Origin of the sequence: Streptococcus sp. X13SY08 (assembly GCF_001182825.2) — a bacterium.
In the GTDB taxonomy this organism is placed as follows: Bacteria; Bacillota; Bacilli; order Lactobacillales; family Streptococcaceae; genus Streptococcus.
Genome location: NZ_LFYO02000003.1, coordinates 34,580 through 56,482, shown reverse-complemented (window position 1 = coordinate 56,482; position 21,903 = coordinate 34,580). Strand labels below are relative to the sequence as shown.

General features: G+C 41.5%; 19 protein-coding genes, 1 tRNA gene, 1 other RNA gene and 4 pseudogenes. 13 read left to right on the top strand and 12 right to left on the bottom strand.

The features are described from left to right. Positions 1-38: 38 nt before the first annotated feature. Positions 39-2,246 (bottom strand): RelA/SpoT family protein, encoded by a 2,208-nt coding sequence (locus tag AEX56_RS05935; protein WP_049618333.1) that lies wholly within the window; start codon positions 2,244-2,246, stop codon positions 39-41. Positions 2,247-2,393: 147 nt separating this feature from the next. Here AEX56_RS05935 and AEX56_RS05930 point away from each other — a divergent pair, with 147 nt between their 5' ends. After that, positions 2,394-3,212: an epoxyqueuosine reductase QueH gene (locus AEX56_RS05930; protein WP_049618332.1), complete on the top strand. Its 819-nt coding sequence runs from the start codon at positions 2,394-2,396 to the stop codon at positions 3,210-3,212. Between the two features lie 202 nt (positions 3,213-3,414). Here AEX56_RS05930 and AEX56_RS05925 read toward each other — a convergent pair whose 3' ends face one another. The 9 genes and pseudogenes from AEX56_RS05925 to AEX56_RS05890 all read right to left on the bottom strand — a co-directional run bounded on the left by AEX56_RS05925 (position 3,415) and on the right by AEX56_RS05890 (position 10,107). Continuing rightward, positions 3,415-4,422, bottom strand: a complete 1,008-nt coding sequence (locus AEX56_RS05925) for an aldose epimerase family protein (protein ID WP_053351183.1) — start codon at positions 4,420-4,422, stop codon at positions 3,415-3,417. Positions 4,423-4,425: 3 nt separating this feature from the next. After that, positions 4,426-4,995 (bottom strand): endonuclease/exonuclease/phosphatase family protein, encoded by a 570-nt coding sequence (locus AEX56_RS05920; RefSeq protein ID WP_053093944.1) that lies wholly within the window; start codon positions 4,993-4,995, stop codon positions 4,426-4,428. Positions 4,996-5,079: 84 nt separating this feature from the next. Beyond that, positions 5,080-5,445: pseudogene (locus AEX56_RS05915) on the bottom strand (PTS sugar transporter subunit IIA); the annotation flags it as partial. A gap of 266 nt (positions 5,446-5,711) precedes the next feature. Beyond that, positions 5,712-6,693, bottom strand: a pseudogene (locus tag AEX56_RS05910) (LacI family DNA-binding transcriptional regulator). A gap of 12 nt (positions 6,694-6,705) precedes the next feature. Continuing rightward, complete coding sequence (locus tag AEX56_RS05905; protein WP_049618329.1) at positions 6,706-7,449, bottom strand: 16S rRNA (uracil(1498)-N(3))-methyltransferase; 744 nt, start codon at positions 7,447-7,449, stop codon at positions 6,706-6,708. After that, a complete protein-coding gene (gene prmA, locus AEX56_RS05900; RefSeq protein ID WP_049618328.1) occupies positions 7,449-8,402 on the bottom strand; it encodes a 50S ribosomal protein L11 methyltransferase in 954 nt (317 codons plus the stop codon). The genes AEX56_RS05905 and prmA overlap by 1 nt, the downstream gene beginning before the upstream one ends. Before the next feature lie 92 nt (positions 8,403-8,494). Continuing rightward, a complete protein-coding gene (locus AEX56_RS08575) occupies positions 8,495-8,653 on the bottom strand; it encodes a hypothetical protein (RefSeq protein WP_160315178.1) in 159 nt (52 codons plus the stop codon). A 20-nt stretch (positions 8,654-8,673) separates the two neighbouring features. Then, the gene (locus tag AEX56_RS05895; RefSeq protein ID WP_049618327.1) at positions 8,674-9,354 is read right to left on the bottom strand and encodes a hypothetical protein; all 681 of its coding nucleotides are present in this window, start codon (positions 9,352-9,354) and stop codon (positions 8,674-8,676) included. A gap of 282 nt (positions 9,355-9,636) precedes the next feature. Continuing rightward, positions 9,637-10,107 carry a DUF3013 family protein gene (locus tag AEX56_RS05890; RefSeq protein ID WP_049618326.1) on the bottom strand — a complete coding sequence of 157 codons (471 nt, stop codon included), beginning with the start codon at positions 10,105-10,107 and terminating at the stop codon, positions 9,637-9,639. A gap of 67 nt (positions 10,108-10,174) precedes the next feature. Between AEX56_RS05890 and AEX56_RS05885 the strand changes: the two genes are divergently transcribed. The 4 genes and pseudogenes from AEX56_RS05885 (at position 10,175) to AEX56_RS05875 (ending at position 12,605) form a co-directional block, all read left to right on the top strand. After that, positions 10,175-11,047 carry a DMT family transporter gene (locus AEX56_RS05885; protein ID WP_049618325.1) on the top strand — a complete coding sequence of 291 codons (873 nt, stop codon included), beginning with the start codon at positions 10,175-10,177 and terminating at the stop codon, positions 11,045-11,047. Positions 11,048-11,059: 12 nt separating this feature from the next. Beyond that, positions 11,060-12,251 (top strand): annotated as a pseudogene (locus AEX56_RS05880) (replication-associated recombination protein A). 80 nt (positions 12,252-12,331) lie between these two features. Continuing rightward, positions 12,332-12,526: non-coding RNA, 6S RNA (gene ssrS, locus AEX56_RS08275), on the top strand. A gap of 6 nt (positions 12,527-12,532) precedes the next feature. Then, positions 12,533-12,605 (top strand) — tRNA-Lys (locus AEX56_RS05875). Positions 12,606-12,754: 149 nt separating this feature from the next. On the opposite strand, the gene AEX56_RS05870 is transcribed toward AEX56_RS05875, so the two are convergent. Together AEX56_RS05870 and AEX56_RS05865 are read right to left on the bottom strand one after the other, a co-directional pair. After that, on the bottom strand, positions 12,755-13,195 hold the full coding sequence (locus AEX56_RS05870) for a hypothetical protein (protein ID WP_053093943.1): 441 nt from the start codon (positions 13,193-13,195) through the stop codon (positions 12,755-12,757). A 153-nt stretch (positions 13,196-13,348) separates the two neighbouring features. Continuing rightward, complete coding sequence (locus AEX56_RS05865) at positions 13,349-13,648, bottom strand: hypothetical protein (RefSeq protein WP_049618324.1); 300 nt, start codon at positions 13,646-13,648, stop codon at positions 13,349-13,351. A gap of 703 nt (positions 13,649-14,351) precedes the next feature. Between AEX56_RS05865 and spx the strand changes: the two genes are divergently transcribed. The 8 genes and pseudogenes from spx (at position 14,352) to nrdD (ending at position 21,903) form a co-directional block, all read left to right on the top strand. Next, a complete protein-coding gene (gene spx, locus AEX56_RS05855) occupies positions 14,352-14,750 on the top strand; it encodes a transcriptional regulator Spx (RefSeq protein WP_049618323.1) in 399 nt (132 codons plus the stop codon). A gap of 160 nt (positions 14,751-14,910) precedes the next feature. Beyond that, a complete protein-coding gene (locus AEX56_RS08660; protein ID WP_173554783.1) occupies positions 14,911-15,066 on the top strand; it encodes a hypothetical protein in 156 nt (51 codons plus the stop codon). After that, positions 15,066-15,485, top strand: a complete 420-nt coding sequence (gene ruvX, locus AEX56_RS05850; protein ID WP_049618322.1) for a Holliday junction resolvase RuvX — start codon at positions 15,066-15,068, stop codon at positions 15,483-15,485. Before AEX56_RS08660 ends, ruvX begins: the two co-directional genes overlap by 1 nt. 9 nt (positions 15,486-15,494) lie before the next feature. After that, positions 15,495-15,812, top strand: a complete 318-nt coding sequence (locus AEX56_RS05845) for a DUF1292 domain-containing protein (RefSeq protein WP_049618321.1) — start codon at positions 15,495-15,497, stop codon at positions 15,810-15,812. Positions 15,813-15,895: 83 nt separating this feature from the next. Continuing rightward, a pseudogene (locus AEX56_RS05840) lies at positions 15,896-17,091 on the top strand (bifunctional folylpolyglutamate synthase/dihydrofolate synthase). 58 nt (positions 17,092-17,149) lie between these two features. Next, complete coding sequence (locus AEX56_RS05835) at positions 17,150-17,536, top strand: hypothetical protein (RefSeq protein ID WP_049618320.1); 387 nt, start codon at positions 17,150-17,152, stop codon at positions 17,534-17,536. A gap of 444 nt (positions 17,537-17,980) precedes the next feature. Then, positions 17,981-19,549 (top strand): hypothetical protein, encoded by a 1,569-nt coding sequence (locus tag AEX56_RS05830; RefSeq protein ID WP_049618319.1) that lies wholly within the window; start codon positions 17,981-17,983, stop codon positions 19,547-19,549. Between the two features lie 161 nt (positions 19,550-19,710). After that, on the top strand, positions 19,711-21,903 hold the full coding sequence (nrdD, locus tag AEX56_RS05825) for an anaerobic ribonucleoside-triphosphate reductase (RefSeq protein WP_049618318.1): 2,193 nt from the start codon (positions 19,711-19,713) through the stop codon (positions 21,901-21,903).

Below are 21,903 nucleotides of genomic sequence, written 5' to 3'. Positions count from 1 at the left end.
GCCCCTATTGCCAACTTGAAACAATCCCCCGGATTGTTTCAACCATTCGTTCTTTTGACTGAATAGACTTCTGGGACAGATTTGATTTTGTCCACTAGGCTATTTAGGCTAGCCAGGTTTGAAATACCAAAGGAAACGTGAATGGTTGCAAACTTCATATCCTTGGTTGGCTGGGCATTGACCGATGAGATATTCTTGCCAGAATTGGTCAATACTTTAAGGGCGTCATTGAGGAGACCAGGGCGGTTGAGACCGTAGACGTCGATATTTGCCATGTATTCCTTGGTTGAATTATCATCTTCCCAATCGACATCAATCAGACGCGCTTCGACGTTTTCCTGACTCTTAAGATTCATACAATCTACGCGGTGAACTGCGACGCCTCGTCCTTTAGTAATATAACCCACAATCTGATCACCAGGAACTGGATTACAGCATTTGGCAATCCGAATGAGCAAGCCAGAGGCTCCTTCGATGACAACTCCGCCTTCGTGGCGGATTTTGAGCGAGTCTTTATTATTGGCTTGCTTAACTTCGCCACCGTTGACTAATTCATCCGCTTCTGCTTTGGCACGCGCCCGCTCGGCTTCGCGGCGCTCTTTTTCCGTCAAACGATTGAAGACTGACTGAGCAGAAATTTCGCCAAAACCTACCGCTGCAAAGAGGGCTTCCTCGGTTTTGTAGCTCGTTTTTTGCAGAACTTCATCCATATGTTTGCGATCAAAATATTGGTTAGCAACATAGCCATTTTCCTGCAAAAGATTTTGAATCAGTTCACGTCCCTTGGACACAGAAAATTCCTTATCCTGATTCTTGAAAAATTGACGAATTTTATTGCGTGCCTTATGAGTTTTGACCAGATTAATCCAGTCACGACTTGGACCAAATGAATTAGCATTGGTCACAATTTCCACTTGGTCGCCCGTCTTCAACTTGGTCGTCAAAGGAACCATACGGCCGTTGACTTTCGCTCCCGTTGCCCGCTCACCAACCTTGGTATGGATTTCATAGGCAAAATCAATTGGCACAGAGTCTTTAGGTAACTCTCGCACGGAACCATCTGGCGTAAAGACATAAATGCGTTCCGTGAAAATATCATCTTTGACCGAATCAACAAATGTCTTGGCGTCCCCAGCGGCATCTTGCTGAAGCTCCATCATATTATTGACCCAGCGCAACTCACTTTCCTTAGCCCGCGCATCACCGCCGCGCTTGTAAGCCCAGTGAGCTGCCACCCCATACTCCGCCACTTGGTGCATTTCCCACGTACGAATTTGGAATTCAATGGGTCCTTTTGGGCCAAAAACGGTCGTATGGATGGATTGGTAACCATTGGCTTTGGGATTGGCAATATAATCCTTGAATCGACCTGGCATTGGACGCCAGAGCTCATGAATGTAACCCAGCATGGCATAAACGTCGCTTGGTGTTTCCATAATACAGCGAATAGCAATCAAATCATAAAGCTGGTCGAAACGCTTTTTCTTGTCATGCATCTTCCGATAGATGGAATAAATGTGCTTAGGACGACCGCTGACTTGACCATTGAGATGGCGTTCTTGTGCGTAGGCTTGAATTTTTTCAACAACTTCTGCAACCAACTCTTCGCGCTCACGGCGCTTTTCGCGCATGAGGTGGGTAATCTTATAAAATTCTGTCTCGTTAAGATAGCGGAAAGCCATATCCTCCAGCTCCCACTTAATAGAAGATATCCCCAAGCGGTGGGCCAAAGGAGCATAGATTTCCATTGTTTCTCTTGAAATACGCTCCTGCTTATCCTTGCGCAAATGCTTCAAAGTGCGCATATTGTGCAGGCGGTCGGCTAGTTTGACCAAGATTACGCGCATGTCTTTAGACATAGCAATCAGCATTTTTCGGTGATTTTCTGCTAGTTGCTCTTCGTGACTCTTGTATTCGACCTTCCCTAACTTGGTCACGCCATCCACAATCATACGGACATCAGGACTAAATTCTGTCTCAATATCCTCTAAAGTGACATCCGTGTCTTCGACGACATCATGCAAAAATCCGCAGGCAACCGTCGTCGCATCCAATTGCAGACCTGCTAAAATCCCTGCTACCTGAATAGGGTGTACGATATAGGGCTCGCCCGACTTACGAAACTGCTCCTTATGTGCTTCAACCGCATAATCCAGAGCCTTATGGACAAAAATAACATCATCCTCTGGCATATATTCAGCAGTTAGAGCAACCACTTCCTCCCCCGTTAAATTGACTTCTTTCATCCCGACTCCTCTTTCTAGATCTATTATTTGTACTATTTTACCACTTTCAGACCAAAAGAAAAAGGGAAGAAATTCCCATTTCAACTACTTCGTGCTTTTATCTATTCCTTATGGTAAACTAAAACTAGTAGAAAACGAGGAAAGCACATGATTGATGTAGAAGATATTTTAACGCAGATGAATCCGAATCAAAAAGTAAACTATGATCGCGTCATGCAAAACATGGTCAAAAAATGGCAGGCAGATGATATACGTCCCACCGTTTTGATGCATGTTTGTTGCGCTCCTTGTAGCACTTACACTTTGGAATATATTACCCAATTTTGTGATGTGACCATTTATTTTGCCAATTCTAACATCCACCCAAAAGACGAATACGAACGTAGAAGCTATGTCACACAGAAATTCGTCCATGATTTTAATAAAAATACAGGACAATCGGTTCAATTTTTGGAAGCGCCTTACACGCCTAATGAATTTTTCAAAACCGTGCACGGTCTTGAAAAAGAACCAGAAGGCGGCGATCGTTGTCGTGTCTGTTATGATTACCGTCTTGACAAAACAGCACAAAAAACGGTCGAGCTCGGATTTGATTATTTCGGCAGTCCCTTGACCATTAGCCCGCATAAAAATTCTCAAACCATCAATGCTGTCGGAATTGAAGTCCAAAAGATTTACGATACCCAATATTTGCCAAGTAATTTCAAAAAAAATAAAGGCTATCAGCGATCTGTAGAAATGTGTGAAGAGTACGATCTTTACCGCCAATGCTACTGTGGCTGTGTCTTTGGAGCACAAGCTCAAGGAATTGATTTGATACAAGTGAAAAAAGACGCCAAAGAATTTATGAACGATAAAGACCTCAAGCACGACTACTTGCATATTCGCTTTATTTTCAACGGAAAAGAGATTGACTCTTATTCGCATATAAAAAGGTTGACCTTTTGGGTCAACCTTTTTGAGTGAAAAGAGACACATTATTGACAGACTAAAGCCAAACCTCTCTAATTAGTTTGTCTTTTTCTATGTCTTTATTAATTTCACGCTAATTCCACGTGATAGCACCACAGGCATCCCTAAGTCAAGTAGGGAAGATGTCTGTTATTTCTTTAGCTACCAGATGAGATCTTCTAAGGTCCTTGATGCTAGATATGAGGTATTGACCATATTATTCAATCCAAGAGAAAGGGTTCTTTTCGTTTTGGGAGGATAAAGCAGTTAACTGAAAGACCATAGTCATCACTTTGGTCTCTCCTTTTTGCAGACGGATATCCCCAAATTCAGGATGGTGAAGGCTATCTGGAAGGGTTTGTGGCTCTGTTGCGAGACAGTTAAATTGTCCTGCATCTTGGGCCTCTTGATGACATGGATTAGCCGTAAAAAGTACCAGACCATTGCGGTCACTTGAAACCATCAATTCTATTTGTTTTTCTTGGTCGCGCACCACGACACAAGGTTTTGTCATATCCCCATCCACCAGATAAGCGTGGTCCAAGGTCAAGGACTGAGCAATTGTCCATTGAGATAAATCATCTACGCCCGCTTGAAGAGTCACTAGATTGCCTGTGGGTACCTGCTCCGCATCCAACTCCAAACAAGCTTGACTATCCACATAAATCTCAGCTGCGGCTAATTGCTCACTAAGCTTCCAATAGGTGTGGAGAGTAGGGTCGAAAACCGTGGGACCGTCAATCGTTCTCGCTTTGTAGCGAACAGTCAATTCACTTTCTTCTGATAAGTGATAGCAAATCAACAAATCAATTGTTCCTGGAAAACCATCACTTTCCTCAGTTAGCAAGGTATGCAACAAAAGATAATCTTCAGTTTGATCCACCAAATCAAAATGGCAGGTAGATAAACCATCTCTACCACCATGTAAGAGATGCGCTCCCGCATTTGGTTCTAGCTGATATTCCTTACCAGCTAGATTAAACTGAGCCTGGCGAATCCGGCCCGCCACACGACCAATTTGCTTATTCACCTGAAAAGGATTTTCCACATACTCTTCAATTGAATCAAATGAGAGAACATGATTCACTCGTTTGTCGCCATGAAGAAGAGAAAATTCATGGATAATGCCACCTAAACTAAGGACGGTGACCCGACTTCCAAGGCTATTTTTCAGTATATAGCTGTAAATATCTCGCCCATCAACACGTCCCATTATTGCTGCCATTTTTCACGTCCATTCTATTTCAACTTCTAAACCGTAATGATCACCAATAATAGCTTCTTCTTTACCATCGAGCACCACACACGATCGTGCGATTTTGACTCCCTGACTGACAAAGACATGGTCAACTTTTAGAGCTCTGCTATTACCTTCCCATCCGTCAATATCCGCCAAAATCGTCGCCTCTCCCTTGACAATCTCTGCACAAGCATGGCTATCTTTTAGATGTAAGTCGCTGGCTAGAATGGTTCGATAACCTTCTTGCCCTGTTGGATTATTGAAATCCCCCATCAAAACCAGCGGCATCTGTACGCCCTTGAGTGCTTCTTCCAAGCGCTGCCACTCCCCTTGGAATCCCTCAACAATCATCACATCTTGCCCTTGATAGCACGTTTCTGCTACCAATACACGGCGCGTGTGGTAGTCTGTCTCATCATCCACATCAGACACCAAAATCTCCCGCGCTGTAAAAGGGGTCTTAGAGAGAATGGCCACTCCCTCATGGTAGCGATTATAGCCGCTATGATTTTTTTCACCAGCTGCTGCATTTTTCCTAGGGGATCTTCTTCCAACCAACTATGTGTGTTTAGTGTGAGGCACTTCATTTTGCATCCTTTCTAATAAAGAAAAGCTGGGAGCCTCTCTCAGCTTTTCTTATTTTTACAGTTCTACACTGGCCACAGTTGTGCTTGCAGCTTGCAGACCAGTTTGAAGTAAATGGACAGATTTGACTTCTGCTGTATTGGTAAAGGCTACGACAACCGTTGTTTCACGATCTGCTGAGCGAATCGCTGCCAAGTCAGCTACTACTAAAAGATCACCTTTTTGGACACGTTGACCTTCCATGACTTTGACCGAGAATGGAACACCGTTCAGTGCAACAGTGTCTAATCCCACATGTACCAATACTTCCAACCCACTATCTGTCAATAGACCGAAAGCGTGCTTGGTTGGGAAAACACTGGTTACCACACCTGAAACCGGTGAATAAATATTGCCATTATCTGGCTCAACCGCAAAGCCATCAAACCAGCCGCAGGCATAACGGCAATCACCACCATCAAGCATTTACCGAACTTTTGCCAAAATTCGAAGCTAAAAAACTGTTTGAATGATGTTTTCATCCTAATTCTCCTTTTTTGTAACCGTTTTACGCAATCGGTTGCATTGTTGTGGATTCATTATATCATGTCCTAAAATTTTGTAAAGACTTTTTTAAGTTTTTTATCATTCTGGCTGTTTAGACAAACAAAAACAGCTGAAAAGCTGATGAAATTGGCTTTTCAGCTGTTCTATTTTTTTTGATAAATTGGGGTTGAAGCTCTCTCAATAATTTGATGAGGAATAAGGAATAACTTCTGCCGCTTTTTCTCCCAGTTCATAAGGAAAAACTTCAACAGATGTTAAAGCTGGGGTCGCAATCTCTGCAATCATGGAATTGTTGAAGGCAATAATGGCGCAACAATCTGATTCAACACCAATCTTCTTGAATAGGCGCTGTAATCGTACCGCCATAATATCATCACAGGCAATAAATGCCTGAGTCTGCTGCTTCTCTAAAAAATTTTTTAAGAGGTGACCATTTTTTTCTTCATCCACACGGGATAAATGGTGCGTCTGAGCCCTCTGATGATGCGCCTTACTTTCAGAAGCATACCCCATGTAGCGTTCAGCTTGCGCTAATTCATCCATGTTTGTATAGGCATATGTGATCCGTTGATAGCCCTTTTCCAGTAAAAACTTGGTCACATCTTGTCCGGCTTTACGATTATCATTATCTACAAAATAGGTTGAGCCTGTATCTTCCACATAACTTTGTCCAACTACGACACAGTCTACCTTCTCTTGCTTCACAAAATCAAATACAACATCATCTGTTTTAGAGCATAAAAAGATGAATTTTTCTACCCGATTGCTACGAATCAGATTCTGAACATTTACCAGCAATTCTTCTTCTGTCCGACCTGTTGCCAGACTCACTATGTAACGATAATCCGTACAAATGCTTGAAATCCCTTGAATCATTTGCATGAAAAAAGGATTATTCCCTAGAGAATCTTGGCTTTCTCGGACAGGCAAAATAATGCCGATGGTATTGTTTTTTCGATTAGCCAGATTTTGAGCAGAGAAATTCGGCGAATAGTCTAGTTCAATCATGGCTTGACGTACGCGCTCCTTCGTCGCCTCGCTAATCATATGATTATCATGCATAGCACGAGAGGCTGTTGATGTTGAAACGCCTGCCAGCCTCGCTACATCTTTGATAGTCGCCATCCTCTCCCTCTTTTATCTTTTCATTTCTAATGCAAAAGACACCGTACTCAAGGCATATAGCGGCGCTGTCTCTGTCCGCATAATGCGCGGACCTAGACCGACTTTGACGCCACCTACTGACTCAAAATTCTCAATTTCTTTGGGCGAAATACCACCTTCTGGACCGAAAATGAAGAGAATTTTTTGCCCAGCTTGAACCTCTTGCAATTCATGCGCAAGGGCAGTTAATTCCCCTGCCTTAGCTGTTTCTTCATAGGCAATAAAAATCTTATCAAAATCTGCTAACTGTGCTAAGAAATCCGATTTTTTTTCAAATAGTCTTACTTGAGGCACACGATTTCGTTTAGATTGCTCTGCGGCACCAAGAGCAATTTTGGCTAATTTCTCTTCTTTTTTAGTGAGTTTTTTGCCATCCCACTTAACCACGGACCAGTCCGCTGGAAAAGCCCAAATGCCCGCTGCACCAAGCTCTGTCCCTTTTTGCGTGACCAAATCCAGCTTATCCCCCTTAGGAAAGCCCGAAGCGATGGTGACATGGACGGGCATTTCGACATTGTCTGCTAGCTCTTCTACGATGTCAAAGGTGTGAGCTACGCTATCTGCCACTTTTGCCAAGCGTTTGATGCCATCATCAAAAACCAAGACCACTTCATCGCCCTCAGCCAAGCGCATGACGTTAAACATGTGCTTGATGGTGTCTTTGTCTAGAATTTCCATCCGATTTTCCGCTTTGCCACTTACAAAATACTGCTGCATTATCCGCCAATCACTCCCGAAATATCGTCTGTCTTCTTGAAGATACAAGCATTCCACTCGCCCTGCACCATGTGGGTTTCAAGGAAAAAGCCTGCGCTTTCAGCACTTTCGCGTAGCATGTCCCATTTTTCAGAGATGATGCCAGACATGATTAAATACCCCTCGTCTTTGACGAGACGGTAAGCATCCGCTGTCAAATGCACGAGAATGTCAGCCAAAATATTGGCTACAATCACATCTGCCTCCTGCGTGACACCTTTCAAAAGATCGCCAGCAGCTACGTGAATGTTCTCCATATTTGGGTTGAGCTCAATATTGTCCTGAGCCACGCGCACCGCTACATCATCCAAATCGTAAGCGAAAATTTCCTTAGCCCCCAAGAGCGAGCTCGCAATAGAAAGCACACCGGACCCTGTCCCCACGTCGATGACGGTTTCGCCACCACGCAAGACTTGTTCCAGTGCAAAAAGGCTCACTTTTGTCGTTGGGTGAGTCCCCGTACCAAAAGCCATTCCAGGGTCCAACTTGATGACTTTTTCACCTGCTATCGCCTCGTAGTCCGTCCAAGACGGTACGATGGTCAAATCATGCGTAATACGAGCTGGCTCATAATATTTCTTCCAGTTGTCCGCCCAGTCTTCCTCGACCAATTCCTGACTTTCAAGGGTCAAGTCTCCAGTTTCTAGACCAAAGCTGGTGAAATCCGCCAAACGCTCTTTCAGCTTCTCTTTGACCGCCGAAATATCCAAGGTGTCTGGGAAATAAGCTGTGATCGCAATCATGTCCGACTGCGCCACTTCAGGATAGAGCTCGCCAAAACGGTCCTCCTGCCCAATGTAATCCGCCGAGCCGCTAATCGCAGCTCCAGCGCTCCCCGCCTCAATCAAAAGATTAGAGACCGCCTGCTCCGCGTCCCGATGGACGTGGACGGTGAGTTCTTGCCAAGTGTTCATAATAAGATACAAAGGGACGCTTCGCTTGCGAAAATTTTCGTAGAAAAATAGTCCCGTGTTCAGTTAGATGGATTTACTGAACATTCCTTTCTTTATTGCTTTTTTCCTTTACTAGAATTTACAGATTTAGACATAATAGTTAAACCTATTTCCTCTGAAAATAACTTTTTAATATCGTCCAATAATCCTAAATAGTACTCACTTTGAAATACTGCTGTCTTAATCCTTGAAAGATAAATTTCATCCATCATTTTTGAACCTTTTCTTTTCGCTATTGGAATATTTTTTCTACACAATAGGCAACTATCTCTTCGCTTAATTTACTTAGATATTCAAATTTTTCAGGAACATTTTTATTATTAAATATTTTTTCTAAAGGTCTATCATGATCCAAAGATAGATTTCTCAGCTCCGTGGAATAAAATTCACCATATTGTTTTGAATCAAAATTTTGCATTGAATATAGTAAATGTTTTTCCTTATTTATCACAATTTGAACTGGTAAATTTTCAGGTAAAATGATATAGCAGACATCGTCTAGCGTAGCTATTTTTCCTGCCGTATTATCTAAGACAAATTTTGTTTCTTTTAATTTTTCTTTTATAATACTTCTGAATTCTTCCCAAATAATTTTATCACGTTCCTTAAATAATTTATTTATGATCCTTAAATTAAACACATATTTCTGATAGCTTCTATCTTGTGTCAAAATACGACTATAGAAAATTCCAACAAGCTTTTCACGTGAGTATTTAATGTCTGGTAATTGAGTAATCTTAAATAATCGTTGTTTATCGGCTTTCACCTTATCCGAGATAGAGTCTTTGAAACGATATTCTTCGTCAAATAAAAATTCCTGAAAAAGCCTAAGGCTAGATAGGTAATTATTTATTGTTTTCTTACTCCTAATAGGGTTAGCAGTTGATTTTTCATTTACAAGAATCAATTCCATTAACTCAATTGGGTTTAATACATTTTCATTTTTTGATACCCCTCTCTCAAAATTAAGTGGATTAAATTGACCATTTTGAAAATATGGTTCAAAAAAATTTTGAAACGAAGACTTTAAATAGCTTTTATATGATTTTGCACTACTTTCATTGGCGATTCCATTTTCAACTATCCACTCCCTATTAAATATCTAAAATCTGTATAAAATTATATGTACTAATCACTTTTCCTCCTACTAGCCAGCCCAGCCAGCTAAACTTTAATTCCAAAATACAAGTTTCTCCTAATACCTCGGATATCCAAACCATTCTTTCTCTTCCAAGCCTGATTTACCTTCTTCAAAGACCTCTGCGTTCCATTCGAGGCCGAAATCAACGGCTTTTTCGTCTTCCAAGAAGTCCATGAGGTCGCTGAGGCCTTCGGTTGCTACATCGTTCAAGAACATAGCGAAATATTCCAAAAACTCACGTGACAAGCCTTTTTTAGGCTCGTAAGGAATGGCTACCAGATAATCATCTGCGTCAAACTGTGATTTTTCAGGATTGTAAAAGAGAACGTAGTCTTCAAAAATAATGTCTTCCCTATTGACTTGGCCTTCTTCATCAATCGTTTCAACGCCCGATTTGTTTTGCGCCTCGAGGACAAAAGTGACCTCAACCGCGTGGTTTTTCTTGTCCCAATCCATGGTAAAATCGTAGTTCAAATGCTTGTCTAATTCTTCCTCTAACACTGATAAAAAGCCAAATTTAGCCATATGAATACCTAATTTCTATTTTGTAGTATAATAATTATATCATGTTCAAGTAAAAAGAGGGATAGCTATGCAAAAACAATACCCATTCTTGGGGCATATGGCTGCAATTTTTTGTGTGTTTGTTTGGGGAACATCTTTTCTAATTAGTAAATACCTGATGGATCATATTTCTCCCATCACATTGATCCCCATTCGATGCTTTATCGCTTACATCAGCCTGTGGATCATTCATCCTGTCTGGCACATCAATTGGAAGGAGGAAATTCAGTTCCTTCTTGCTGCACTCTTTGGCAATACCCTCTATTTTTTAACAGAAAATCTCGCGCTCACCATGACTCAGACCTCAAATGTCAGTATTCTCGTCACGACCAGTCCACTCATGACTGCTTTTATATTACAGTTTTCTAAAAAAGAAGACGGTCTCAACTGGCGACAATGGCTAGCTTATTCCATTTCCTTTATTGGCGTCATTTTAGTTGTTTTAAATGGTGTACTTGGTTTAAAATTAAATCCCTTAGGAGATTTGCTTTCTCTAGGTTCTGCCTTATCTTGGACAATCTATAGTTTTTTAATCTTAAAATGTCAAACCAACCACCACAGCAGCCTCTTTGTCATGCGTAAAATCATGGGTTACGGATGCCTGCTATCCTTGCCTTTCCTAGCTTTTTCTGAAAACTCCAATTTCTCTGTTCTCCTGACTCCTTTTGGTTTTTCAAGCCTAGCCTATCTCGGTGTTATCTGTAGCGCGCTTTGCTACATTCTTTGGAGTCTTTCTATCAAGCAAATCGGAACTCTTCGAACAAATATTTATATTTATGCCATCCCTTTAGTGACGATGGCGGCTGGTGCTCTACTTCTCTCTGAAATCATCACCTTGACTGGAGCTATCGGCGCCGCACTCATTCTTACAGGAATGATTCTCAGCACTCGCTGGGAATAAGAAAGGAATATCATGCCAGATAATCTCGCACTTCGAATGCGCCCCAAGACCATTGATCAGGTCATTGGTCAAAAACATCTTGTGGGTAAAGGAAAAATCATCCGTCGCATGGTGGAAGCCAATATGCTCTCTTCCATGATTCTCTACGGTCCTCCCGGAATCGGGAAGACCTCCATCGCTAGCGCTATCGCAGGTACAACCAAATTTGCTTTTCGCACCTTCAACGCAACCGTTGATACCAAAAAGCGCCTGCAGGAAATCGCCGAAGAAGCTAAGTTTTCTGGTGGCTTAGTTCTGATGTTGGACGAGATTCATCGCCTAGATAAGACCAAACAAGACTTCCTCTTACCACTTCTGGAAAATGGCAATATCATTATGATCGGAGCAACCACAGAAAATCCATTTTTTTCTGTTACACCTGCTATCCGCTCGCGTGTGCAAATTTTCGAGTTAGAGCCTCTATCCAATGAAGACATCAAAAAAGCCATTCAGACCGCAGTTGAAGATAAGGAACGTGGCTTTGATTTTCAAGTTAAACTGGATGATGATGCGCTTGATTTCATTGCAACAGCGACCAATGGTGACCTGCGCTCTGCTTTCAACTCACTGGGTTTGGCAGTCATGTCTACTCATCCAGATGAAAATGGTCTGCGCCAGCTTACCCTTGATAGCGTCGAAAATAGTCTGCAACGCAGCTACATTACCATGGATAAGGACGGAGACGGACACTACGATGTGCTCTCTGCCCTGCAAAAATCCATTCGTGGATCCGATGTCAATGCCAGTCTTCACTACGCTGCTCGCTTGATTGAAGCAGGTGATTTACCCAGCTTAGCGCGTCGCCTAACTGTTATCGCCTATGAAGACATTGGTTTGGCCAATCCCGAAGCACAGATTCACACCGTTACTGCTCTTGATGCCGCTCACTGATTTGCGCAAATCAGGGCATCTTCCTATTCCTCGTCACTTACGCGATGGACATTACGCTGGTAGCAAGGAATTAGGCAATGCGCAGGAATACAAATACCCACACGCTTATCCAGAAAAATGGGTTGACCAGCAATACCTACCAGACAAACTAAAAGGCGCCAGCTATTTTACCGCCAATGAAACAGGAAAATATGAGCGTGCTCTCGCCATTACCCAAGAAAATATCAAAAAATTGAAAGAGCAGAAAGCCTTGTCAGACAAGGCTTCAAAATGATTTCTATGATACCGCTTCCAAAAAATGAGGTTTGCCTCTTGAAAATTTTTAAAAAAGTGGTAAGATAAAGGTACAGAAAAGAACTGCTGTGGTATACGAATTCACATCTAAGTGTTGACCGACTATTTTTGTATTACTAGGGAAACAAAAGTTTTCTGACAGTATGCAGGCCGTCTCACACGGAAGCAACTAAGTCAGAAACGCGTTACCCACCTGCTTATATTTGTGCGGGATCAATACAAATCGTGGATTACCGGTACCAATACAGCATTTTTCTTTGTGCCTCCTTGGCTTAGTTGGTAGAGCAGTAGACTCTTAATCTATGGGGCACAGGTTCGAGCCCTGTAGGGGGTATCAGTTGACATGAGAAAAGCCTTGGTTTCAAGGCTTTTTTCTTGTGGAATTTTATATCTTGGCTCCCATTTCACCCACTCAAAAAGAGGCTAGGACAAAAGTCTCCCCTCCTCTCATTTTGGGTAATAGAAATTCGGTACAGTAGTTGATTATTCAAATCCAAGAGCAGATTCTCCATACCATGCAATCCCTTCATAACGCCAACCGCGTTCCTGAAGTAGCTTCACCTCATTCTGATCCATTGTATAATGATGAGAACCCGAAGTGAGTCCTTTATGGAAGAGACGATAAACTGGAGCGTTACCATCTGAATACCAAGCAATTCCCTCGTTTCGCCAATGATGCTTGGTGGTCAAAACCGTCGCCTCATTTTCATCCATTGTATAATGGTGATCTCTTAGGGTCGGATTGTAAAGACGGTAGACTTTCTTCCCTTCTTTAGGGGCGCTCCATGCCACACCTTCATATTTTCCCCATCCAATACGAACTAGTGTATCTCGTTCATTTATACTACTAGTATAGAAATGTTCTTTGTTATTAGGATTATAGAGACGGTACATCGGCACAACTGGAGCATCAGGTGCTGTCACCGTCACCTCCCAAATAATTGCGACTTCAGCTTCGTGTATCTCGACTGGATTTAACTGAAGCTCTTCATTAAATTTTTTCGCTTGTTCGCTATCGCCACTTGGAAAACCTGGAACAATTTGGATCTTTCCTGATTTTAACGCAATCCAATTTCCCTACTCATCAAATGAAATAATGGGTGGATCATTCACATGCATATCAAAAGAATAGATAAAATCTTTCAATGGGGAATTTTGAGGTCGACGAATTTGCCCTTTTTCTCCTACTTGCAATTCCATTTTAAAAGTATCTGGTTCAAATTCAGAACCACCACTACTATGGAATCGAGGAGTTTCTCCCTCCATCGCATAAACCGTTTGACCAATTCTTGTTTGAAGAGAATCTTCTACAGACAGAAACATTGGTCCACTACAAATTGTTAAAAGAGCTATACTCTTCATGAACTTACGAAACATCTTTTCTTCCTTTCTAATTAGCCTTAAAAGCTACACCTTGGTCTTTCCATCCAGAGTTTAACAACAATTCTTTTCAGTGCTATTCACTGTATAAAAATGTTTTTTGTTATTGACTCTATCACCTAAGAGCCCTTTTATTATTTTTACAAAATTATATCATTTGTCTAAAAACTTTCAATATCTTTTTCAAATCAATACATATTTATTTTTTCGCTTTCCCAATGACGTAAGATAGCAGGACTAGGCACATCAGCGTTCCTCCTCTCACAAATAGTGGCAAATCAGCCGCCTTGGATAGAATGAAAGAAAGACTAACACAAATGAGGTCGACACCATATCGAAAATAAGAAAATGGTTTACCAGTAGCTTCCTCTAATAATTGACAATACTTTTCTATTGGAAATTTTAAGACATCATAGTGCAATATCCTTCCCGTCCCAATGCCTGCCAAACAGGTACCCATAATAAACAAAAAAATATTCAATAAATATGTTTCTTCTTATTTCTGAACATTGAAATATGTTTTTGGTATTATATTCCGTTTTTTCCTTCTATTTTTTTAGAAATTTAAAGAGAGAATGTATAATTTCCCAATTTTTTCCTAAAAAAAGATAGATTTCTTTAAAATAGGTCTTCAGACCGAGTATTTTTATGGTATAATGACTTATAATGTGTTTAGTAAATGTAGCAAAGGAGATACTACATGATTAAAATTTATACTGTATCTAGTTGCACGAGTTGTAAAAAAGCAAAAAATTGGTTGACTGCACACCAACTGTCTTACAATGAGCATAACCTTGGTAAAGAATCTATCACAAAAGAAGAAATTCTTAACATTTTAGCAAAAACTGAAAATGGGATTGCCAGTATTGTTTCCTCTAAAAATCGCTATGCCAAAAGCTTGGAATGCGATATTGAGGAATTGAGTGTTAATGAGGTCATTGACATCATCACTGCTAATCCTCGTATTTTGAAGAGCCCTATTTTGATTGATGACAAACGTCTTCAAGTTGGCTATAAAGAAGATGATATTCGTGCCTTCTTGCCACGCGCTGTCCGCAATGTGGAAAACGCTCAAGCTCGTATGCGCGCAGCTTTGTAAAAATAAAAAGACACAGCCTAGAAATAGGCTGTTTTTGCTGGTCTTGAAAGCGATTCACTTTTTTATTCAGAAACCTCAGAACCCCGCTTTCATTCATTGAAAGTCTTGGAAAAACGTGTTATAATAGACCATAAGTACAATTATGAAAGAAGGTGTAAGTATGGGATTCACAGAAGAGACAGTTCGCTTCCGGTTGGATGACTCCAATAAGAAAGAAATCAGCGAAACCTTGACCAATGTTTATCGCTCTCTCGAAGAAAAAATTGTGGAGGAGTTGGTTCGTTTTTACTTGAAAGAAAATGGGATTGACCTCTAATGAGAATTATGGGATTAGATGTCGGATCAAAAACCGTTGGCGTTGCCATCTCTGATCCGCTCGGTTTTACCGCTCAAGGCTTGGAAATCATTCCAATCGATGAAGAAAAAAAAGAATTTGGACTGGAACGCTTAAGTCAACTGGTTGAGCAATACAAGGTTGATAAATTTGTCGTTGGTCTTCCAAAAAACATGAATAATACTAGTGGTCCTCGCGTCGAAGCTAGCGAAGCTTACGGACAATTGCTCATTGAGCATTATGGACTTCCGGTGGAGTATCAGGATGAGCGCTTGACGACTGTCGCTGCCGAGCGCATGCTGATTGAACAAGCTGATATCAGCCGTGGTAAACGCAAAAAAGTCATTGATAAGCTGGCAGCTCAGCTTATTTTACAAAATTATTTAGATAGAACATTTTAAGGAGAAAAAATGGCATACGATCATAACCATGACCACAATCATGAAGAACGCGAATTAATTACTTTGGTAGATGACCAAGGTAACGAAACCTTGTTTGAAATCCTTTTGACAATTGATGGGCAAGAAGAATTTGGTAAAAACTATGTTCTTTTAATTCCAGCAAGCGCTGAGGAAGACGAAAATGGACAAGTTGAAATCCAAGCCTACTCATTTGTAGAAAATGAAAATGGTACAGAAGGCGACTTGCAACCAATCCCTGAAGATGCAACTGCTGAGTGGGATATGATTGAAGAGGTCTTCAATAGCTTCCTTGACGAAGAAGAATAAAAAATTTTTACAATGATAAAAAAGAAAAAGTGGCAGGGTCTCAGCCCTGCTTATTTTTTATGGCAAAATGGAGTTTTTCAGATATGTCACACCAAGAATTAACACAAGTGGAAGCTTGGCTGAATGCCAAGCAAGGAAAGGTATTCCGCTATAAGGTGGAGAAATTTCAACTGGCTTTGGACTTGGCTGGTCATCCCGAGCAGGGTTTCCCTTCCATCCACATCGCGGGGACCAACGGAAAAGGTTCTACTATCGCTTTTTTGCAACAGCTTTATCAAGCGCATGGCTTACGCGTCGGTGCCTTCGTTTCCCCACACATGGTCAGCTATCACGATCGCATGACCATTAACGATCACCCCATTCGTCAGGAAGTATTTTTAGAGCTCGCTCGCTCTGTTAAAGATCTGGAATCGACGCTTACTCAAACCTATGAGCCACTTTCCTATTTTGAAACGATGACTCTCATCATGTTTCTCTACTTCAGTCGTGCCAATCTTGATATTGCTTTGATTGAAGTCGGTATCGGTGGTCTCCACGATGTTACCAATGTCATCCAACCTCTGATCAGTGTCATTACTTCTATCGGACTGGACCATCAGGACATCCTGGGGCCGAGTCTAGGGAAAATAGCAGAGCAGAAAGCAGGTATTATCAAAGCGGGCATACCAGTTGTCCTCGGACCACTTGATGCGCAAAGTCGAGACATCATCACCCAAATCGCATTTGAGAAATCTGCTCCAGTTCTTGCTTCTAATCAGGATTTCCACTGGATAGGTCAGCGCTTTACCAATGCGGATGTGACTCTGGACCAGCTAGAGTTAAACTTAGAGGGAGCTCACCAAAAGGAAAATGCAGCCATTGCACTAGAAACATTTTTCCTCTCTGGGCAGGAAGACTGGAAATAATTTCCGCAAAGCCGCTCATCTATTTAGATGGTGCACACAATGTCCCTGCAATTGAACGCTTGATTGAATTTCTGAAAGAAGCGACTGACAAAAAAGTCACCATTCTCTTTTCAGCTCTAGCACGCAAGGATTTTCGAGATATGCTAGCTTTACTTGAAAAAGAACTTCCACAAGCTGAACTCTTGGTGACAAGTTTTGCTTACGATGGTGCCATTTCAGATTCCTCTTCTACTGGTCGTTCTTTTATCCCTGATTATCAATCCTTCCTCGAGGAATGGCAAGTTAGCGCCTCTCAGCAAGATCTACTTGTGATAACAGGTTCTTTGTATTTCATATCAGAGGTGCGTCGATTTTTGGTTGAGCATCAAAATTGACAAAGTGACAACACAATCGTTAAAATAGAGTTGTAACAATGAAAGAGAGGAATTTCAAATGAAGAAAATTCTAACATTGACCACTTTACTTGCTACTTCTGCCCTCCTTGTCGCCTGTGACATGGGTGACAACGATGATATGGTTCAAAATCAACAACAAACCACACAACAATCATCAACGGCTGCTATCGAAACAACAAATGAAATTGATGGCACCTATGTCTTAGAGGAAATGGGCGAAACAAAAACCTTAACCATTACTGACGGTATGGGGACCTTGGAAACCATGGAAAAAGATGGAGAAAAGGACTCTGAACAAGTAACCGTTGATGGAGCCAACAAGGTCATTGTCATCGGTGATGATAGTAAAACCTACATGCTAGAGGGCTCTACTTTAACCTTGAAAGAAGATGACGGTGAGACCGCTGTCTACACTAAACAATAATATAACTAGAATGAAAGAGCTGGGGTCAAAAGCCCCAACTCTTTTCACTTTTTAGGTAGTGGACGTTCAACGCAGTGCTTGATTGGAAGTCCTCCTTTCTTATGCTGCAAGAGATAGCGATCTCCCTACTCAACTGTGCGGAGGTAGGGGGAAAACAGCCTAGTAGACTATTTTAGCTCAGTACCCAAAAATGAAAAAGTACTAAAAAATCGACATCTCATTTCATGGCGATTGATCGATTTTTATCCCACTCTCTTTTTTTACGAATAAATAAGTATGAAAACTGACAACCTACACCATTTTTTGAGACTATTTCAAGCTAAAAAATATCATACTTTTCGTGAGTTAGAGCGTTTTTCTCAAATTAAACAAGTCCAAAAGAGTAAATGACAGAAAGCTTTCTTTTTGGTATAATGTGAAAGAATTGATACCAAGGAGTGACTCATGACAATAAGCGATCAAGAACTCGAAGCCTACGAAGGCTATACACGAAGAAGTCGTCAAGCTTCTAAACGCAGAAGAATGCAAGTAGAGGCACCATCTTTTAACGAACATTTCAAAGATAAGATTTTACCCTTGACGATTTGGCAATCCCTCTTGTGGAGTCTTTTGCTCAGCCTTATAAGCGTTGCCAATCCTTTTTTGACTGAAATGGCCAACAGCATCCAATCGCAAAATCTGTACGCTGGTTTTGCCATGCAAGCAGGTCGCAGTCCTTACGGGGATTTCTTCGGTTCTAGTGGAGTTCTCTTTTATTTGTTGACACAGCTTGGCTCTTCTTTTGGTACGACCATTGGACTGGCTATTTTACAGTTCATCGCTCTTTTTGTCGCGGGAATTTTCTTTGACAAGATTGTCGGTTATTATAGCCAAAGTCATCCAATCACCAATCAATTGACAGTTTGGTTTTATTTATTCATTTTAGCGCTGGATTTTGGGGGTCTCTATGCTAGCTTGCTCGCTCTGCCATTTATTTTGACTAGCTTGTGGTTCTTGGTCCGTTATTTTGACAATGCTGTACGAGATGAAGGCTTTATTTTCTACGGAATGGATGCCGCCATCGTCTTTATGATTGACCCCAAAAGCGTTCTGCTTTGGGCAGTCGCAACGCTAATTCTTCTTGGTTACAACATTAAGTATAAGCGCAAAGCGAGAGGTTTTTACCAATTATTGGCTGGTTTGTTTGGCTTTTTGCTAGTAATCTACTCTGTAGGCTACTACACCTTTATCAAGCAGATTTTAGGTGTTGCTATTTCGCAAACCTTCCTCTACAATCTTGACCTAAATTTTCAGTTGGATCATTTGACAACTCCTGCTCTCATCATCGGTGCTGTCTTAGTCATTTCTGGATTTTTAATAACCTTCTTCAAGACTCTGGGCTCATTAAGAGATGAAAGACGTCGTTATATGAAAGTCGTTGCTCTCTTAACTTTCCTAGCTCAACTAATCTTCATCTTGGGCAACCAATCATTTGATTTGCACCAATTGATTGCTATCTTACCTTATGGATTTTTGATGGTAGCGTTGCAACTCCCTAAAGAAATAGATGCTCACGCTGACTATGAAGAATACGAAGAAGAATCCCAAGCCTCATTTAGCTACTTAAAAGCGAGTCTCTTCTTGCCACTTCTGGCCTGCATGTACATTCCACTCCAACCGGTCATCTTCTATCTACTAGAAGGACAGGTAGCACAGGAGCGCACGAGCATTGCCCATTACATCAAAGAACATGCTGAAGCAGACGCCAGTATTTATGCTTGGGACGATAATGCTCAAGTCTATCTGGAAAGTCAGCATCTGTCTGCCGGAACCTTTATTACTGTGAAACCACATTTGGACAAGACTACTAATCAGCAAGTCATCACTTACGATTTAAATAAAAATAAGGCGCAATATGTGGTAGTCAATAAGGACATTCCACTCCTCAAAAATGTCAAAAGTAATCTTGAAAAAAATTACAATATCGTAGATACAGACACATCCTACTTGACCTTATATCAAAAAAATAATTGAAAACGGCTGTGAAAACACCGTTTTCTTTTTCTTTGTGCCACTTTAGTTTCACACTATATATAGTATAATTGAAAACATTTTTTGAAATGCGTCTACTAGATATTGATTTTTGTAAAAAATGCTGCTACACTATAAGACAGTTAGATAAAGGAGTGAAGAACATGGAAAAAGTAGATCTCGTCCCCATACAAAATATGATGGTCATTAAGCGTGACGGCCGTCGAGTGAGCTTTGATATGGAAAAAATCCACGAAGCCCTCTTGAAGGCAAGCCGCAAAATTTCGCCGGATTCTGATTTCATGGAAGTAAAATTAGCAGAGATTTGCCGCCGAGTGGAGACTGAGATTTACGAACGTTTTTCCAAAGATATCAAGATTTACGAAATTCAAAACATCGTGGAACACGAACTGTTGGAGGCCAACGAATACCCCTTGGCTAAAGAGTATATCCACTACCGTACACAACGTGATTTCGCGCGCTCACAGGCGACTGATATCAACTTCACCATCGACAAACTGATTAACAAGGATCAGACGGTAGTCAATGAAAATGCCAACAAAGATAGTGATGTTTTCAATACCCAGCGTGATTTAACCGCAGGGATCGTCGGAAAATCTATCGGACTGAAAATGTTGCCACCTCACGTGGCTAATGCCCACCAAAAAGGGGATATCCACTACCACGATTTGGATTACAGCCCTTACACGCCCATGACCAACTGCTGCCTCATTGATTTCAAAGGTATGTTGGCAAATGGTTTTAAAATCGGCAATGCCGAGGTGGAAAGTCCAAAATCCATCCAAACAGCAACCGCCCAGATTTCTCAAATCATCGCTAATGTGGCTTCTAGCCAATATGGTGGTTGTACCGCAGATCGAATTGATGAATTTTTGGCACCATACGCAGAACTGAATTTCAAAAAACACATGGCTGACGCGGAAAAATGGGTCTTGCCTGATCAGCATGAGGCTTACGCCCGTGAAAAAACACAAAAAGATATCTACGATGCCATGCAATCCTTAGAATATGAGATTAACACACTCTTTACCTCTAATGGACAAACGCCATTTACATCACTCGGATTCGGTTTGGGAACTTCTTGGTTTGAACGCGAAATTCAAAAAGCCATCCTTAACATCCGTATTGCAGGTCTCGGTAGTGAGCACCGCACCGCTATTTTCCCTAAATTGATTTTCACCGTCAAACGTGGTCTCAACTTGGAGCCTGTTTCACCCAACTACGACATCAAACAGTTAGCCTTGGAATGTGCTACCAAACGCATGTACCCTGATATGCTCAGCTACGACAAGATTATTGATTTGACGGGTTCATTTAAGGCTCCAATGGGGTGCCGCTCTTTCTTGCAAGGTTGGAAAGATCAAAATGGGCAGGATGTGACATCTGGTCGTATGAATTTGGGCGTTGTGACCATCAATTTACCACGGATTGCCATGGAATCCAAAGGAGATAAGGAGAAATTCTGGGATTTGTTCCAAGAACGCATGCAGATTGCACACGACGCCTTGGTTTATCGTGTGGAGCGCGTCAAGGAAGCGACGCCCGCTAACGCGCCCATCCTCTATCAATACGGTGCTTTCGGCCAACGTCTTGAAAAATTTGATGACGTGGATCAACTCTTTAAACACCGCAGAGCTACCATTTCTCTAGGTTATATAGGTCTTTATGAAGTCGCTAGCGTCTTTTACGGAGGTAATTGGGAGAACAATGCACAAGCTAAAGACTTTACGGTCTCTATCGTGAAACAGATGAAAGAACTTTGTGGAGCTTGGTCGGATAAATACGACTATCATTTTTCTGTTTACTCGACACCATCTGAGAGCTTGACAGACCGCTTCTGCCGTCTAGACAAGGAGAAATTTGGCCTAGTCGAGAATATCACAGACAAAGATTACTACACCAATTCCTTCCATTATGATGTCCGCAAAAACTCGGCCCCATTTGAAAAATTAGACTTTGAAAAGGTTTATCCTGAAGCAGGTGCTAGCGGTGGCTTCATCCATTATTGTGAATATCCTGTGCTCCAGCAAAACCCTAAGGCTCTGGAAGCCGTTTGGGACTATGCCTACGACCGCGTAGGATATTTAGGAACCAATACACCGATTGACAAGTGTTATCTCTGTGACTTTGAAGGCGACTTTGAACCAACTGAACGTGGCTTCAAGTGTCCAAACTGTGGCAATACTGACCCTAAAACCGTTGACGTGGTCAAACGCACTTGTGGCTATCTAGGCAATCCTCAGGCCCGCCCAATGGTGCATGGTCGCCATAAAGAAATTTCAGCACGCGTCAAACACATGAATGGGGCAAGTATTCTATCTTCAGGACAAGGATGA